At 58.5% G+C, this 15,680-nt stretch carries 15 protein-coding genes; 10 read left to right on the top strand and 5 right to left on the bottom strand.

The genetic code is table 11. The annotated features are described in order from the left end of the window. Positions 1-116: 116 nt before the first annotated feature. Entirely contained in the window at positions 117-1,418 is a 1,302-nt protein-coding gene (locus Q1A48_RS06720) for an amidohydrolase (protein ID WP_299942690.1), read from the bottom strand. Positions 1,419-1,828: 410 nt separating this feature from the next. Between Q1A48_RS06720 and Q1A48_RS06715 the strand changes: the two genes are divergently transcribed. The 9 genes from Q1A48_RS06715 (at position 1,829) to Q1A48_RS06675 (ending at position 10,887) form a co-directional block, all read left to right on the top strand. Then, positions 1,829-2,563, top strand: coding sequence for a hypothetical protein (locus Q1A48_RS06715; RefSeq protein WP_299942688.1), 735 nt, complete (start codon positions 1,829-1,831; stop codon positions 2,561-2,563). Positions 2,564-2,590: 27 nt separating this feature from the next. Next, complete coding sequence (locus Q1A48_RS06710; protein WP_299942686.1) at positions 2,591-3,274, top strand: RDD family protein; 684 nt, start codon at positions 2,591-2,593, stop codon at positions 3,272-3,274. 6 nt (positions 3,275-3,280) lie between these two features. Continuing rightward, positions 3,281-4,252, top strand: a complete 972-nt coding sequence (locus Q1A48_RS06705) for a stage II sporulation protein M (protein WP_299942684.1) — start codon at positions 3,281-3,283, stop codon at positions 4,250-4,252. Then, entirely contained in the window at positions 4,242-5,825 is a 1,584-nt protein-coding gene (locus tag Q1A48_RS06700; protein ID WP_299942682.1) for a hypothetical protein, read from the top strand. The genes Q1A48_RS06705 and Q1A48_RS06700 overlap by 11 nt, the downstream gene beginning before the upstream one ends. Next, on the top strand, positions 5,815-7,131 hold the full coding sequence (locus tag Q1A48_RS06695) for a DUF4350 domain-containing protein (RefSeq protein WP_299942680.1): 1,317 nt from the start codon (positions 5,815-5,817) through the stop codon (positions 7,129-7,131). The genes Q1A48_RS06700 and Q1A48_RS06695 overlap by 11 nt, the downstream gene beginning before the upstream one ends. Next, positions 7,128-8,132, top strand: a complete 1,005-nt coding sequence (locus Q1A48_RS06690) for a MoxR family ATPase (RefSeq protein ID WP_299942678.1) — start codon at positions 7,128-7,130, stop codon at positions 8,130-8,132. The genes Q1A48_RS06695 and Q1A48_RS06690 overlap by 4 nt, the downstream gene beginning before the upstream one ends. Beyond that, entirely contained in the window at positions 8,129-9,526 is a 1,398-nt protein-coding gene (locus Q1A48_RS06685) for a DUF58 domain-containing protein (protein WP_299942676.1), read from the top strand. Before Q1A48_RS06690 ends, Q1A48_RS06685 begins: the two co-directional genes overlap by 4 nt. 112 nt (positions 9,527-9,638) lie before the next feature. Continuing rightward, positions 9,639-10,256, top strand: a complete 618-nt coding sequence (locus tag Q1A48_RS06680; protein ID WP_299942674.1) for a 2OG-Fe(II) oxygenase — start codon at positions 9,639-9,641, stop codon at positions 10,254-10,256. A 208-nt stretch (positions 10,257-10,464) separates the two neighbouring features. Continuing rightward, entirely contained in the window at positions 10,465-10,887 is a 423-nt protein-coding gene (locus tag Q1A48_RS06675; RefSeq protein WP_299942672.1) for a hypothetical protein, read from the top strand. On the opposite strand, the gene Q1A48_RS06670 is transcribed toward Q1A48_RS06675, so the two are convergent. Then, on the bottom strand, positions 10,865-10,993 hold the full coding sequence (locus tag Q1A48_RS06670) for a hypothetical protein (protein WP_299942670.1): 129 nt from the start codon (positions 10,991-10,993) through the stop codon (positions 10,865-10,867). The two genes, Q1A48_RS06675 and Q1A48_RS06670, sit on opposite strands and share 23 nt — an antisense overlap. Before the next feature lie 132 nt (positions 10,994-11,125). Here Q1A48_RS06670 and Q1A48_RS06665 point away from each other — a divergent pair, with 132 nt between their 5' ends. Further along, positions 11,126-13,297, top strand: coding sequence for a TonB-dependent receptor (locus Q1A48_RS06665; RefSeq protein WP_299942668.1), 2,172 nt, complete (start codon positions 11,126-11,128; stop codon positions 13,295-13,297). A gap of 59 nt (positions 13,298-13,356) precedes the next feature. On the opposite strand, the gene Q1A48_RS06660 is transcribed toward Q1A48_RS06665, so the two are convergent. From Q1A48_RS06660 to cysQ, 3 genes are all read right to left on the bottom strand, one after another. Further along, positions 13,357-13,980 carry an outer membrane beta-barrel protein gene (locus tag Q1A48_RS06660; protein ID WP_299942666.1) on the bottom strand — a complete coding sequence of 208 codons (624 nt, stop codon included), beginning with the start codon at positions 13,978-13,980 and terminating at the stop codon, positions 13,357-13,359. Between the two features lie 26 nt (positions 13,981-14,006). Continuing rightward, positions 14,007-14,264: a type II toxin-antitoxin system HicB family antitoxin gene (locus tag Q1A48_RS06655; RefSeq protein WP_299942664.1), complete on the bottom strand. Its 258-nt coding sequence runs from the start codon at positions 14,262-14,264 to the stop codon at positions 14,007-14,009. Positions 14,265-14,840: 576 nt separating this feature from the next. Then, positions 14,841-15,680 carry a 3'(2'),5'-bisphosphate nucleotidase CysQ gene (cysQ, locus tag Q1A48_RS06650; protein WP_299942662.1) on the bottom strand — a complete coding sequence of 280 codons (840 nt, stop codon included), beginning with the start codon at positions 15,678-15,680 and terminating at the stop codon, positions 14,841-14,843.

Below are 15,680 nucleotides of genomic sequence, written 5' to 3'. Positions count from 1 at the left end.
GAGGCCCCATCAGGGAGGCAGTGATCCAGCAGCTCGGCAAGTTGGAATCGACCTCTCCGTAGTGGTCTAGGGGGTTTAACCTGTTTTTCCAACCTACCATTCAAAAGACCCTTTTATTACTGCTTGCGATAGTTCGCCATATAATCCAGGGTCAGCAGGGTCAGCGCTTCAGTGCCCTGGCGCAGTGCGCTTTCCTCCACATAAAACAAGGGTGAATGATTGCTGGGGGCCTTGCTCGGGTCTTCACCTTGCGGGGTTATGCCGAGAAAATAGAAAAAGCCGGGCACTGCATTGGCAAAGTAGGAAAAGTCTTCCGCACCGGTAATTTTGGGAACCTCAATCACCTTTTTTTCACCAGCCACGGACCTGAGCACCGGCAGAGCCATTTGCGTGAGTTCTGCATTGTTTATCGTCACCGGATACCCTTCAAGGATGTCCACTTTGGCCACGGCTCCGGAACTCTCCGCAATCAGTTCAGCGGTGGTTTTCAGGCGCTTGAAAATTTCCGCGCGGCTATCCATGTCGAAATTACGGATGGTGCCGTTTAAGTACACGCTGTCGGGAATAATATTGTTGCGCACGCCACCGTCGATCCGGCCGTAGGAAATCACCGCCGGTTCCTTGGTGATGTCGATCTGGCGGCTGACAATAGCCTGGGTACCCATCACCACCTGCGCGGCGGCAACAATGGGGTCAACCCCGCCCCAGGGGCGCGAACCATGGGTCTGACGGCCGGTAATGGTAATGCGGAATTCGTCAGCGGCGGCCATTAGCGGGCCCGAGCGGTACCCAAAAACACCCGCGGGCAGAGAAGAGGTCACGTGCTGGCCGAAAGCCACATCCGGTTTGTATTTTTTGAACAGGCCCTCTTTCAACATCAGCTCGGCCCCGCCTTCCTCGCCATCCGGCGCACCCTCTTCGGCGGGCTGGAAAATAAACAATACATTACCGGCAAGCTGATCGCGAAGATTGGCCAGGACTTCGGCGGCACCCATCAGCATCGCCACATGGGTGTCGTGACCACAGGCGTGCATCACGCCCACGTCCCTGCCCTGATAGGTGCTACGCGCATTGGAAGCGAAGGGAACATCCGTTCTCTCGGTGACCGGCAGCGCATCCATATCCGCGCGCAGCGCCACGGTAGGGCCGGGCTTGCCCCCCTTTAACAGGCCGATAACACCGGTGTGGGCCACCCCGCTCTCTGTTTCCATGCCCAGGGATTGGAGGTGCCTTTCGATGTATTTTGCCGTTTCAAACTCGCGGTTGCCCAACTCCGGATTCCGGTGCAGGTGACGGCGCCATTCGATCACCCTGGGCTCGGTAGCTCGCAATAGCTGTTGGGGATCACTACCAAAAGCGACCGAATGGGCGGCCAGCAGCGAAACGCCCGTGGCCAGGGGCAGAAACAGTTTTTTCACGGCGTCTTTCCTTTATTCTCGTTAGCGTTATCGCCGCTCATTCTACCCCCCCTGCGCCCAAAGCCTCCATCTCTATTCACCGGGCCGGCCAATGGGTTGTTCGGTTTATAGCAGCCTTTTCACAGCGTTCTGCGCTGATTTATCGTAGAATTTCTCTTTAGGGTAAGCTCTTCAAATGCCCTGACTGGTTATTATTTAACCGCGCTTCATCATGACCTTTGGTCATTGTTGGGGCTATCCAAGTGAAGGACCCCATGCTGGTGATTGTTCACTCCCATGAACGGATTGAGAACTGCTACAACCCGCCGATGTGCTGGCGCGACATTGTTCCACGTTCCCGGCTGTGAGATATTCGTACTGGGATCTCTACAAGCTCCATCATTAAAGACATAACGAGGATATTCATCAGCATGAGCGATATGTATAAAGCCCCCCAAGCGGAACTGACCACGGGGGAAGAGCGCGGCGATTTCGGCTCTATTGAAAAGGGGATTGCCGGGGATTATTCATTTTCCATCGGCGAGACCATCAGTGAGGGCTGGCGTCTTTCAAAGGGTAAAAAGCGTACAATCTGGCTGGGCATGCTGTTATATATGGTTGCACTCCTTGTCATCACTGCAGTTGCAGGCTTCATCACTGGGGTTTTCACAGCGGAAGGTGATGCCTCTATCACCCAAGGGCTCATATACAACCTTATCACAACGATTATAGGGCTTCCCCTCGCCGCCGGATTGACGATGATCGGAATAAAGATTGCCCGAGGGGAAGAAACTTCCGGCACAGAGGTACTGGCCTATTTCGACAAGATTATCCCTCTGGTTATTGTCAATTTCTTGATGGGCCTCTTTATTCTTATCGGATTTATCCTGCTTGTCATCCCAGGGATCTACCTGATGGTTGCCTATATATTTGCCATCCCCCTGGTAGTCGATCAAAACCTGGGGCCCTGGCAGGCCTTGGAAGCCTCGCGCAAGGCCGTTACAAAGAACTGGTTTAGCTTCCTTGGCTTTTTGATCTTAGCCCTTTTGATTGTACTCGCCGGCTTCTTAGCAGTGTTCATAGGTACGATCTGGGCCCTGCCGCTCATCTTTATCGCGATTGGCGTCGCCTACCGTAAAGTTTTTGGCGGCCCCCACGGGGCATAATCCATTCGACCTGACAGGAGCGGTGGCTTGCTGGATACCACCTATAACGTCGAAACCCCCGAGGGAATCGATCTGCATGCGCGGGCTGCGGGGCCTGTTCCGCGCATCCTCGCCTACGCGGTGGATGTGCTGTATCGCACCCTGATACTCGCAGCGCTCGGCATTGGCCTGGCTTTTGCCGATACCGCCGGCATCGGCATCTGGCTGGTCTGCTCCTTCCTGCTGGAGTGGTTCTACCCGGTGTTCTTTGAAGTGTTGCGCGGTGGCCAGACACCGGGGAAAAAAGCCTTCGGCCTGATGGTGGTGAATGACAACCTGACCCCCATTGCCTGGGGGGCCTCCCTAGTGCGCAACCTACTGCGCTTTGCCGACTTCCTGCCCTTCGCCTATGCCACCGGCGTGATCGCCATGACCCTCGGGCGGCACTTCCAGCGCCTCGGCGACCTGGCCGCAGGCACCCTGGTGGTCTACCGGGAGGCAGACAAAGCGCCGGTCACCCTGCCGGACAGCACCCCACTGCCGCCGCCGCGCAACCTGAAACAACAGGACCAGCAGGCCCTGATCAGCCTGTTTGAGCGCCACAACGACCTCAGTGAAGCGCGCCAACAGGAACTGGCCAATTTACTCGAGCCCATTACCCAAAAGAGAGACAGCGCCGCGCTGGGTTATCTGCGCTCGGTGGCCAGTTGGCTATTGGGTGGCCGAGACTAACGATTTATGCGACAGAGAGATTTCGAAAACCGCTACCGCGATAGCTGGGCACAGTTAGATGCCTGGCTAAAGGGGGCTGGAAAAAACGTGGACGCGGCCACACTGGACCTGCCCGCAGCCTATCGCAACCTGTGCCAACAACTGGCGGTGGCCAAGGAGCGGCAATACACCAGCCGCCTGATCGACCACCTCAACCAACTGGTGATGGCGGCCCACCACCGGGTCTACCGCCAGCAGACCCTGCGGCGCAGGGGCTGGTTGCACTACCTGCTGGCAGGCTTTCCCCAGGCGGTGCGGGCCAACGGCCGCACTGTGGCACTGGCCAGCGCCCTGTTCCTGCTGCCGGCTCTGGTGATGGGGATCGGCACCTACAATAACGACGCACTGGTTTATGCTGTGATGTCGCCGAAGGACGTGCTCTCACTGGAGTCCATGTACGACCCCGGCAACCGCGTCCTGGGCCGCGAGCGCGGCTCGGACACCGACCTGGCCATGTTTGGCTTCTATATCAAGAACAATATCGGTATCGCTTTCCGCACTTTTGCCGGTGGCATCCTGTTTGGCCTTGGCTCGATTTTTTTCCTGGTTTTCAATGGCGTCTATCTCGGGGCGGTTTTTGGCCATATTACGCGGGTGGGTTTTGTTTTCACGTTATATCCGTTTGTGATTGGCCACGGCGCCTTTGAGCTAACCGCCATCGTTTTAGCCGGTGCTGCCGGCCTGTTACTTGGGCGCTCGCTGGTGGACCCGGGGCAACACCGCCGTTCGGTAGCCCTGCGCCTGGCCAGTATCGAGGCGATGAAAATCTTGTATGGCACTTTCCTGATGCTGGTGATTGCCGCCTTCCTTGAGGCCTTCTGGTCATCCAGCGCTGCTACTCCGATCAGTATCAAACTCGGTGTCGGCGGCCTGCTGTGGTTACTGGTTTTCGCTTACTTCTCCCTGGCCGGGCGCGGGGAGGTAACCGGTGAAAATTGAAAACCTGACCGTGCGTGCGCGTCTGCGCTCGCCCTGGGAATCCATCGACCTTGGCACGGCCCTGGCACGACAATACTGGCTGCCACTGTTTTTGGTGTGGCTGCTGCCGGCTGCCCTGGTGCTGGCCCCCCTCGCCTGGCTGCTGCCCGAACATCCCGGTTGGTCACTGTTTGCCGTCTGGTGGTTCAAACCGGTGTTTGACCGACTGCCACTGTTTATGATCAGCCGCGTCCTGTTCGGGATGCCAGTATCCGCCCCCACGGCGCTCAAGCAGTTTTTCAAACAAAACCGCCGCGACTGGCTGGCCTGGATTACCCTGCGCCGCCTGAACCCCACCCGTTCTTTTGATATGCCGGTCACCGTGCTGGAGCAATCCAGTGGCGCCGCGCGCAGCGCCCGTATTGGCCTACTGCACCGCAAGCATGCCAGCGCCGCCACCTGGCTGACCCTGACCGGGATTCACCTGGAGGGATTCTTCCTGATCGCTGCATTTATCCTGATCTACCTGTTTATTCCCGAGCAGGTGGCCGCCAATATCGATTGGCTGCCGACCCTCAGGGGCGATACCCTGGCGCTGGAGTGGGCCTCCAACGTGCTCTACCTGTTTATCATGGCAGCAGTGGCCCCGTTTTATATCGTCTGCGGTTTCTGTTTGTATATCGGCCGGCGCATCGAGTTGGAGGGCTGGGATATTGAAATCCAGTTCCGCGACCTGGCTGAACGCCACCAGCGCAAGCAGCAACCGCGCCAGCACGGCATCGCCGGTGGCTCGGGCACAGTTTCAATACTCCTGTTTTTTGCCCTCGCCTTCGGCTCCCTCACCCCGGCACCGGAAGTCAAGGCGGATTCGCTGGAAACACCACAACAGGCACAGCAGCACATCGATGAAATTCTCGCAGCCGAGGACTTTCACCGGATGGAGCAGATCAACGGCTGGCGCCTGAAGGAGTGGGAAAGCAAAGAACAGAAAATTCCCGAATGGCTGATCAAATTTATCGAGTGGCTGTTTAACCGCTCCTTGGACACCGATGATGCTTCCGATTCCAACTGGGGAGCCGCCATTGCCCGGTTAATCGAGATCCTGTTATGGGTTGGGGTTATCGCAGGGCTGATCTACTTGGGCTGGCGTCACCACGACAAAATCCTCGAACGTCTGCGCTGGCGGTATAAACCCAAGCCGAAAATTGCCGCCCCGGAAACCCTGTTTGGACTCGATATCCGCCAGTCGAGCCTGCCCGACGATGTGTGCGCAGAAGTACAGCGCCTGTGGCAGGCCGGCGAAAAGCGCGCCAGCCTCGGCCTGCTGTACCGCGCCACCCTGTCCCATTTGATTGAGGACTTCCAGTTTCACTTCGGCGATCACCTGACCGAAAGTGAGTGTGCCCGGTTGGTGCACAGGCGCCAGCGGGAACCCAGGGAGGGTTTGCCCCCGGTCACGGCCCCGTTAAGCCGGTTTGTGCAGCAGCTCACCGCCGATTGGCAGCAACTGGCCTACGCCCATCGCAATCCGGTCGACGCGCGGATTAACGCACTGTGCCAGGAGTGGCAGGAGGTATTCCGCAATGACTGTTAAACGCCTGCTAATTGGCGTCTCACTGCTGTTCTGTGCACTGATGGTGTGGGGTTTTCTTACCTTTTTCGAGCGCTACACCGAAGAGCGGGATCACGGCTGGGGCCCGGAGGCGCGACGCAATCTGTTCCTGGCGGCGGAACAATACCTGGCTGCTGTGGGGCTGGAACCTCGCCAGGCAGAAAATATTTCCGTATTAAACGGGCTCTCCCCGGACGCCACCCTGTATATCGCCAGTTCTTCCCTGGTCTACAACCCACAGCGGGTGGAGGAACTGCTGGACTGGGTGCAGGGTGGCGGCCATGCCATTGTGGTGGCACACACTGAGCGCTTTGATGTTGAGGAGCAGCGCAGCGAGGCGCGCGACTGGCTGCTGGAAACACTGGATGTCTCCATTATGGAAGGGCACGGGGAGTACCTCTTCGAGCACCCTTTGCAGCAACTGCTCGGTGAAGATGCCGAGCTGACCCCGCAACAGAGCCCCGGTGAAGCTTTGCGCGAGTACAACCGCAGAATAGATAAAGGCACCTCCACAGAAGAGGAAGGGGAAACTGCTCACGAGAAACCCCGCAACCCGGATGTAGATCCGGAGGATCTGGTCGACCTACCCACGGACAGTGGTGTGGAGGTCCAGTTGCATTTCGATGCCAGCCACCTGCTCTACCACCCTGGACTCGACGACGATACTGTCGACGATGCACCGGTATTCTGGGCCAGGGTATGGCGCGACGACGAAGCCGTGCCCTTTATGCAGTTTGAACGTGGCAGTGGCGTCATTACCCTGCTGACCGATAGCGAGATCTGGCAATCACATCGCATCGGCCACTTCGATCACGCCTACTTCCTGCAACTGCTGGCCGGTAGCGGCGGCTTTGTTTTCCTGACCCGCCCGCGTTTCGAGTCGCTCAGTTATCTGGTGCGCAAATATGCCGCGGAGTGCTTGCTCGCCGGCGCCCTGGCTTTGCTCGGCTGGTTGTTGTTGCGCGCACGTCGATTCGGACCGCTGCAACCGGCACCGGAAGCCGCGCGCCGATCCCTGCTGGAACATATCTCCGCCTGTGGTCACTACTACTGGCGCGATGACCAGTGCGAGCAGCTATTGCGCGGTCACCGCACTGAGCTGTTGCGTCGCCTGCGCGCCACTGACGCCGACGCCACAGCCCGGCAAAAGCTGGCAGAGAGACTCAGTGCCGCAACGGATCTCAGAGAACACGACATCATCGCCAGCCTGTGGGGAACACCGGCGGCCAGCGAAGAAACCTTTACTGAACACATGCGCAATCTGCAGCGAATCGAGGCAGTCTTATGAGCGATACCATCCTTCAACCAGAACAGCAAACCCACCGCGACACGCCGGACTGGCAGGCCGCCTCCGCCCAATTGCAGTTGTTGCGCAACAATATCAACCGCCTGCTGATTGGCCAGGAGCCAGTCGTTGACCAGGTTCTGGTGGCCCTGCTGGCCTCGGGCCATGTACTGTTAGAGGGTGTGCCCGGTCTCGGCAAAACCCTGTTGGTGCGCACCCTGGCCAATTGTTTCGGCGGCAGCTTCCGCCGCATCCAGTTTACCCCGGACCTGATGCCGGCGGACGTTACCGGTCACGCCATGTACAACATGGGCGAGAGCCGTTTCGAGGTACGCCGCGGCCCGGTCTTCACCAACCTGCTGCTGGCGGACGAGATCAACCGTGCCCCGGCCAAAACCCAGGCGGCCCTGCTGGAAGTGATGCAGGAAAAGCAGGTCACTATCGACGGCAATCCACTCTCGGTCCCCAGTCCCTTCATGGTACTTGCCACCCAGAACCCCATCGAGCAGGAGGGCACCTACCCGCTACCAGAGGCAGAACTCGACCGCTTCCTGCTCAAGGTCCTGATCGACTACCCCAGCCTGGAGGCGGAGCTGCAACTGGCTGCCGCCGCCAGCAGCGGTCGCATCGAACAGCATCTGCAGGAAAAATCAGCCGGTGAAATAAGCATCGAGCAACTGCAACAGTTGCAGGACCTGGTACCCCGGGTAGCCCTGGACCAGCAGGTGTTGGACTACGCCGTGCGGCTGGTGCGTGCCACCCGTGAAGCCACCCAGCTGCGCAGTCCTGCGGGCCCGCGCGCCAGTATCGGCCTACTGCAGGCGGCCCGTGCCAGCGCCCTGTTACAGGGCCGCGAGTTCGTTCTGCCCGACGATATCAAGGCCATGGCCATTCCGGTAATGCGCCACCGCGTGAGCCTGTCCCCGGATATGGAGATCGACGGTGAAACCGCAGACAGCGCCCTGGCACAGATTCTCGACGGTGTCGAGGCGCCGCGACTGTGAGCCAAAGCGCTGCGGCCACTGAGGCGCAAATCACTCCAATCCAAAACGGCCGCCCTGGCCCCAGTCGACGCCTGGTGAAACTCCTCGGCTACTGGTGCCTGGCGGCCCTGGCAATCAGTAGCGCGCGCATCTGGCTGCCCGCAGCCGCGGCACTTATCGAGACCGCCTGGTGGACCGGCGGGGCTTTGCTGATCGGCGCTGCACTGTTGGATTTCCTGACCGGTCGCCGGATTGCGGGCCTTGAGGGCACACGCCGGCTGCCGGGCAACCTGGCGCTTGGTGTGCGCAACAGTGCCCGCCTGAAACTCCGCAACAGTGGTCCGCGTATACTGCAACTCTCGGTCTGTGACAGTGTGCCGCAGCAACTGGCCAGCACGGGATTGCCCCGCCGGGCACAGTTACAGCCGGAACAGGAAGTGTCTATTGAATACACCCTGGTGCCACACCGCCGCGGCAGTGCCAGTTTCGGTCGAATCGAGATCCTCGCCGACTCCCCCTGGGGCCTGTGGCAAACCCGCGTATGGCTGGGGCAGGCGCAATCGGTAAAGGTCTACCCCAATTTTCTCGGTATCTCTTCCCTGCAGGCGCTCTCCACCGAGCAGACCCTGCGCATGCTGGGCTTGCACCAGCAGCAGCGTCGCGGAGAGGGCATGGACTTTCGCCAGCTGCGCGAGTACCGCCAGGGTGACAGCCAACGCCAGGTGGACTGGCGTGCCAGTTCACGTCTGCGCAAATTAATCAGCCGTGAATACCAGGACGAACGCGACCAGGACATTATCTATATGCTCGACTGCGGTCGACGCATGCGCGCCAAGGACGGGGAACTGAGCCATTTCGACCACGCCCTCAACGGTTTGTTATTGTCCGCCTATGTGGCGATTAAACAGGGAGATGCGGTCGGCCTGCATGCCTTTGCTGCCGGTCAGGACAGCTCTGGAGGGCAGCTGCCGCCAGTCAAAGGTGAAAGCGCCATCAACCTGCTGTTGAATAATGTCTACGACCTGCACTCCGGAACCGGCAGCGCGGACTACAGTGGTGCGGCCCAGCAATTGCTGGGCCAACACAAGCGCCGCAGCCTGGTGATCCTGATTACCAATCTGCGCGACGAGGACAGCGTGGAACTGCTCGCAGCGGTCCGCCTGCTTACCCGCAGCCACCTGGTGATGGTGGCGAGCCTGCGGGAAACCGCCGTGGACCGCCTGGTACAGCAACGCATCGGCGATTTTGCCAGTGCGGTGGATTACGCCGCGGCAAGGGATTTTTTGCACAGACGCGCGCGCCTGCTACAACAACTGCAGGCACACAACGTCCTGGTGGTCGACTCCCGCCCGGAAAGCCTGCACCAGGCCCTGGTCGAGGCCTACTGGCGCTTAAAACGCAGCGGTAGGCTCTAATGGGGCGGCTCTCGTCGGAAGGTGACACAAATTAATGCAATCTGTACCATCTCGGAGATAATAGAGACGGTATAAAAGAAGTGTCCCACAGTACAGGAAGAGTCACCCGACCATGTCCCAACTCGCTATTGACCGGCTAAATGCCGCCGAGGTGAAAGCCGCCCCATTCCCGCACTTTTATCTGGCACAGTCCCTGCCCCCGGACGAAGCCTCCGCCCTGATCCGAAGTTTTCCAGCACTGCACAAGGGCGGCAGCTTCAATATCGAAGATGTAAAGATCAGCGCGCGACTGCGCCGCTTTGTGGAGCAGTTCGACAGCGCGGAGGTGCGACGAATTCTCGGGGAGAAATTTGAACTGGACCTCACCGACAAACCGATGATGGCCACCCTGCGCGGTTATTCCCGGGCCAAGGATGGGCGCATCCACACCGACTCCAAAAGCAAACTGATCACGGTGCTGGTCTATCTCAATGAGACGTGGCCGTCACCCACAGGGCGGCTGCGTATCCTGCGCAACGGTGATGACATGGAAGACTATGCCGATGAATTACTGCCCGGCCCCGGCGCACTGGTCGCCTTTAAGGTGACCGATAATTGCTGGCACGGCTACCGCAGTTTCACGGGCAAGCGGCAATCGATCCAGATCAACTTTCTCACAGGTGACCGGGCGAAAAGCAAACACCAGTTTTTCCACGGTATCAGTGCCCGCATAAAATCGCTTTTCCAGTAAATTTTTCGGCTACACTATTTCCGCAGCGCATGGTGCGATTCACCCCAAAGCCAAACAGGCGCAGGGCAATGAATGAGACAACAATGCCTGCACGGGCAGGGATAAAACCCGGCGGTGACAGTGGCATTGTTCCCCCGCCGGCCAGCACCCTGTGGCCACTTTGGGTTGAGGAATAAAAATAGACACCCACCAAACAGCTGCGTAATTTATGCGTCCCAGACACACCATTCAAAGCGGTGCGCACCTTCCCCGGTGGCAGGCACTGCTGCTTTTATGGGTCTTTCTCAGCGTTCGCGGTCTGGTACCCACGGGATTTATGCCTGCGGCCCTTGCCGCGGGGACACCTTACGGTCTCTGTCACGGTGACAGCCGCAGTGCCCTGCTACTCAATACGTTGGCAAACCCTGCGCGCGAACACCACCACAGCGGACATGATCACGATGCGCTGACCGCCCACTCCTTTGCCGACAATCACTGTATTTATTCCGCCGTTGCCGGGGTTGCCAGCGCCCCGGCCACAGTGTTGGATGTCGTACCCAGCGGGGTCTCAACCCCTCCCACAGTCCCCAATGTCAAGGTTGTGCTGTCCAACCTGTTTGACCGCCCCCTTATCCGCGCCCCACCCCACTGAGCCTTTTCTTTTCCACAATGCGCTGCACCCGTACTGTTGTAGTGATTCCCCGAGCCGCCGAGCGCTGTACCGCTGCATATCCCAGCAGCAGGTACTTTGTACCCATGCGCCAGCGCCTCCCAGGCACAAGCCCCGGCTGGCTCTTTAGCCCGACCGGGAACCTCGGCGCGCCATTGATTGACTGGCGACGCGCGTATGGCTGCGCCCGAAAGCGCCGCCCCAAAACGGATAAGTCAACATGCCAAGATCGACTAAAGACATCACCCAAAAAGTAACTGCCAATACACTGAACGGTAAAACCCGCCTGCAGATTCCCCTCAGCCTCATCCTCCTTGCCGGCTGGTCCTGCCCCACCAGCCTCCTCGCCAACGCGGATGAAATGGAGGAGATGGTAGTCACAGGTGTCAGGACCGAACTGCCCCTCAACCTGATCACCGATCCCAAACTGCCGCGCCAGCCGCTGCCCGCCAACGATGGCGCTGACTATTTGAAAACCATCCCCGGATTTTCAGTGGTGCGCAAAGGCGGCACCAGCGGCGATCCGCTGTTGCGCGGTATGGGCGGTTCGCGCCTGGGGCTGTTGCTGGACGGCGAGTCCATCGTGGGCAGCGGTTCCGGCCGTATGGACCCGCCCACGGCCTATCTATTTCCCGAGAGCCTGGATGAGATCGAGGTGATCAAGGGTCCCCAGACCGTACTGCACGGACCGGGCAATTCCACGGGTGTGGTGTTGTTCAAACAACTGCAGGAACGCCCCGCCGAGAGTGCCTGGGATATGCACGTGAGCCTGCTCGGTGGCAGCGCCGAACGCAGTGACGGCCTGTTCGATATCGCTTATAAATCGCCCGTATTTTCCCTGCGCAGCTCGGCAGCCACCGCTTCAGCAAACGATTATGAAGACGGCGATGGCAATCGTGTCCACTCCCATTACACGCGCTGGAACGGTAAGGTCAGCCTGGCCTGGACACCGGATAACGATACCCGCCTGGAATTGGGCAGCACTTTCAGCGATGGCGAGACCGCTTTTGCCGATCGCGGGCTCGACGGTACTCAATTTGCACGGGAGAGCTACAGGGCAAACTATGTCCGCAGCGGTATCGGCGATTTGCTCAATACCATCGAGGTGCAGGGCTACTTCACTTACATCGACCACCTTATGGACAACTACAGCCTGCGTGTACTTTCCGCTATGCCCGGTAGGCCAATCGCCATGAACCTGGACAATGAATCCACCGGCGCAAAACTGAGCCTGCTGTTCACGCCCCTGAACACGGTGGAACTGACGGCCGGCCTGGACACCCGCCAAAACCGCCACACCAGCCGCATGAGCATGGATCAGAATAAGGTGGACTACCGCCAGTTGCACAGGGAAGCCGATGCGGAGTTCTCACAAGTGGGGGTTTTTTCTGAAGCCAGCTGGCAATTGTCCCCCGACCAACGCTGGATCGCCGGCGCCAGGCTGGACGATTGGAAAGTGCGCGACCTGCGCAAGGCGATTTCGCTGTCCATGATGTCCTCGGTAAGCAATCCCACCGCGGGTGTCACCCGCACGGAACTGCTGCACAGTGGCTTCCTGCGCTACGAGCGCGCGCTGCAAAGCGCTCCCGCAACATCGGCCACCGTGTTTGCAGGATTGGGCTACAGCGAGCGCTCGCCGGATTACTGGGAGATCTTTACACATGAAGCCGAAGACTCCTTCAGTGCCCTGGATATAGGCGCGGAAAAAACCACCCAGTTGGATTTCGGCTTTCTCTATCGCGGCGAAAAATCCTCCGCCAGTCTCTCCTTTTTTGCCAACGATATCCGCGACTACCTGATGATCCAGACCGGTTACCAAAAGCCTGCGGTCACGGTCGATAGGGACCCCATGCCATCCATGCACGGGCCAGCACCTGTGGGGGTAGCCATAGACACCCGCAGCACCCTGGTGGTGCGCAATATCCAGGCGCGTTCCTGGGGACTGGAGCTGGATGCCGGCTATCAACTGGCGAACAGCTGGCGCACCACATTCACCCTCACATCGGTGCGCGGGGCCAACGACACCGACGACACCGCCCTGGCTCAACTGCCTCCCCTGGAGGCGCGCCTGGGCCTCTACTTCGAGCTACCCCAATGGTCCGCAGGTTTTCTGTGGCGGGCCGTCACCAGCCAGGATCGCGTGGATATCGGCAAAGGCAGTATTATCGGCCAGGATTTTGGACCAACCGATTCTGCCCATGTGATGTCGATAAACGCCGGGTGGCGACCCAGCACCAATCTGCTGATTACCACCGGCATCGACAACCTGCTGGATGAAACCTACGCTGAGCATGTCAGTCGCGCCGGCGCGAGAATTCCAAACTTTCCACAGTTGACCCGGGTCAATGAACCCGGTCGCACACTCTGGCTCAAAGGCATTTACCGCCTTTAGGCCCCGTAAACCCGCGTGCCTGCCAGTGCAATCACTGGCAGGCACCTTTGCAAACGCACCTAGAACCGGTAGGAAAAGTTGACCGTGAGTGTACGCAGGTGGCCCAAATCCACCCGGTGAACGGAGCCGATATCGTTATAGTTGTATTCAATAGAGGTATCGAAATCCCGCGTCCACATAAAGCGGTAACCGATGCCCAAATTCCAGAAATTGTCACTGCCACTGGTATTGACCAGATGGATATAGTGGCCATCGTAATACCAGTTATCCACGGGAAAATGCCAGTCCTTCTTCCTGTGGTACCAGTAGCCGTGCTTGCGGACATCGTTGAGGTCGATATCGGCATAGTTCCAGCCCACCATCCAGTAGAGACACTGTACATAGCAATTCAGAGTAAAATCCACCTTGAAGTTCAGTCCTACCTGGTTGACCCTTACCTGGTTGTCATCAAAGCGCGAACCGCGCAACTCCACCTGCCAGACACCCACTGCCGGGGTAATACCCACACTGGCGTAAGCAAAAAAATCCCGATTTTTATTGATCTGTTGTTCCCCATTGCCCAGACCGAGGGTAGCAATAACCCGGTACTCACCGTTGCGTATTCCCTCGAAAGGACTATTCCACTCCAGGGCGTTGACAGTGGCGGGCAGCACCAGAACCAGGGCATATAAAGTTATCTTCATCACAATTGCCCACTGACCCACAAGCCCTAGGCACTCGCCACATCGATAATGGCCCAGATACCACCGGCAAATGCCGGGTTTTCCCGCAGGGCATCTACCGCCTGTGGTTTGGGCATTGGCTCCCCGGCCAGGCGCAGGTCCTCCAGGCGCTGAAACATGGTTTCCGCCATTTTTTGCAGGGTGTCATCCAGCGTTTCAGCATGGCAGTGACAATGTGGCAGGTCCGGTGCTATGGCACCAAAGCCGGCTTGTTTAATATTGTGGAGCACGACCGCATAGCGCATTGGAAAATACCCTTGTGTATTCACTTTCCAAAGCGTAGACGGCTTTCAATTGCGGGAACAAAATCTGGTAAGAAAATCAACAGGTTCGCCGCAGCAATCGCACTTCCATCGAGTGCTGTCAAGTATCCGGCGACATTCACCGGTTAATTGGCTGCACAGATCCCCGATAGAAAATGTCCCCGCGCACAGTGTCTACAAATACACTTAAAAACCTCGGGCGGTCATGGCTCATCACACACATTCTGGTAAAGCAATAGCCACACGGTTGGTAAGCTTGGTTTCCCGAAATTTTCCAGCTATAAATGGCGGTAATCACCACCGCATGCTCCCGGCAGAGCAAGGTGCAGCAATCCCACACGCCTACCTTGTAGTTGCATTTTCTTCATCTTGCGTCTTGGATCACCGGCGCACGCGCGTGGGTACCGCCCTGCTCCAGCGATCAGGGCAGGTCAGGGGTTTCACGGGTTTTGGCATCGCCAGGGTTTGCAAAAAAAGCAGACAATTTTTTCGGTTTCTGCAGGCGCGAATGGATTCAGCGGTGTGCACCCCGCCACCAACGGACGGGGCTGGACAAACTTAATTCACCGGGGGTTTGGTTACGAGTAAATCCCGCCAATCGAAAGAGGTATCGCCGATCACAAAGAAAAACGGGTTGAGCAGAGAGTCCTTGCGGTTGTAGCGCAGCAGTCGAAACTGGTCGTCGACCACAACGCCACCGGCGGCCTCGACCACCGCCTGGGCCGCAGCGGTATCCCACTCGCAGGTGGGCGCCAAACGCGGGTAGAGGTCCGCGGCACCTTCCGCCACCAGACACAGTTTCAGTGAGCTGCCCATATTCTTACACTCGACAGTGCCCAGCCTGGACTCGATACGCTCCACCAGCTGACCCACAATACCGGCGCCATGACTGCGGCTGGCCACCAGCGCCACGGCATCGCCTGCCTCCAGGCGAGGCTTGAGTGGGCGCACATGGATTGCCACATCGCCGGACGCCGCGCGCTTAAAGGCGCCAATGTTCCTGCAACCGGCATAGGTAATGCCCAGAACCGGCACATGGACCACACCCAGTACCGGCTTGCCATTTTCAATGAGCGCCACATTCACGGTAAATTCTCCGGTGCGGCGAATAAACTCCTTGGTACCGTCGAGGGGGTCGACGATCCAATAGCGATGCCACTGGCTGCGCTCTGCAAATGGGGGGATTGCCTGTTCCTCCGACAGTACCGGCACACCTTCGATGATCTGGGCCAGGGCCGGGGCCAGGATCTTGTGTGCGGCCAGGTCTGCCGCCGTTACCGGTGAATCATCCGGCTTGATGTCCACTTGCAGCTCGGCACTGCTGTGGTAGATATCCAGGATTGCCGCACCCGCGTCTGTGCATATAGCAATCACCTGTTCCAATACTGTCTTGTCCAT

Source organism: uncultured Microbulbifer sp., assembly GCF_947489355.1.
GTDB lineage: Bacteria > Pseudomonadota > Gammaproteobacteria > Pseudomonadales > Cellvibrionaceae > Microbulbifer.
This window is presented reverse-complemented; position numbering and strand designations above follow the sequence as displayed.

What these genes read in the sequence shown, in the direction of transcription:
- Q1A48_RS06670 (WP_299942670.1), bottom strand. Translation starts at nt 10,993, where the DNA reads ATGGGTACAAAGTACCTGCTGCTGGGATATGCAGCGGTACAGCGCTCG.
- Q1A48_RS06655 (WP_299942664.1), bottom strand. Translation starts at nt 14,264, where the DNA reads ATGCGCTATGCGGTCGTGCTCCACAATATTAAACAAGCCGGCTTTGGT.
- Q1A48_RS06675 (WP_299942672.1), top strand. Translation starts at nt 10,465, where the DNA reads ATGCGTCCCAGACACACCATTCAAAGCGGTGCGCACCTTCCCCGGTGG.
- Q1A48_RS06690 (WP_299942678.1), top strand. Translation starts at nt 7,128, where the DNA reads ATGAGCGATACCATCCTTCAACCAGAACAGCAAACCCACCGCGACACG.
- Q1A48_RS06680 (WP_299942674.1), top strand. Translation starts at nt 9,639, where the DNA reads ATGTCCCAACTCGCTATTGACCGGCTAAATGCCGCCGAGGTGAAAGCC.
- Q1A48_RS06665 (WP_299942668.1), top strand. Translation starts at nt 11,126, where the DNA reads ATGCCAAGATCGACTAAAGACATCACCCAAAAAGTAACTGCCAATACA.
- Q1A48_RS06695 (WP_299942680.1), top strand. Translation starts at nt 5,815, where the DNA reads ATGACTGTTAAACGCCTGCTAATTGGCGTCTCACTGCTGTTCTGTGCA.
- Q1A48_RS06660 (WP_299942666.1), bottom strand. Translation starts at nt 13,980, where the DNA reads ATGAAGATAACTTTATATGCCCTGGTTCTGGTGCTGCCCGCCACTGTC.
- cysQ (WP_299942662.1), bottom strand. Translation starts at nt 15,680, where the DNA reads ATGGACAAGACAGTATTGGAACAGGTGATTGCTATATGCACAGACGCG.
- Q1A48_RS06705 (WP_299942684.1), top strand. Translation starts at nt 3,281, where the DNA reads ATGCGACAGAGAGATTTCGAAAACCGCTACCGCGATAGCTGGGCACAG.
- Q1A48_RS06715 (WP_299942688.1), top strand. Translation starts at nt 1,829, where the DNA reads ATGAGCGATATGTATAAAGCCCCCCAAGCGGAACTGACCACGGGGGAA.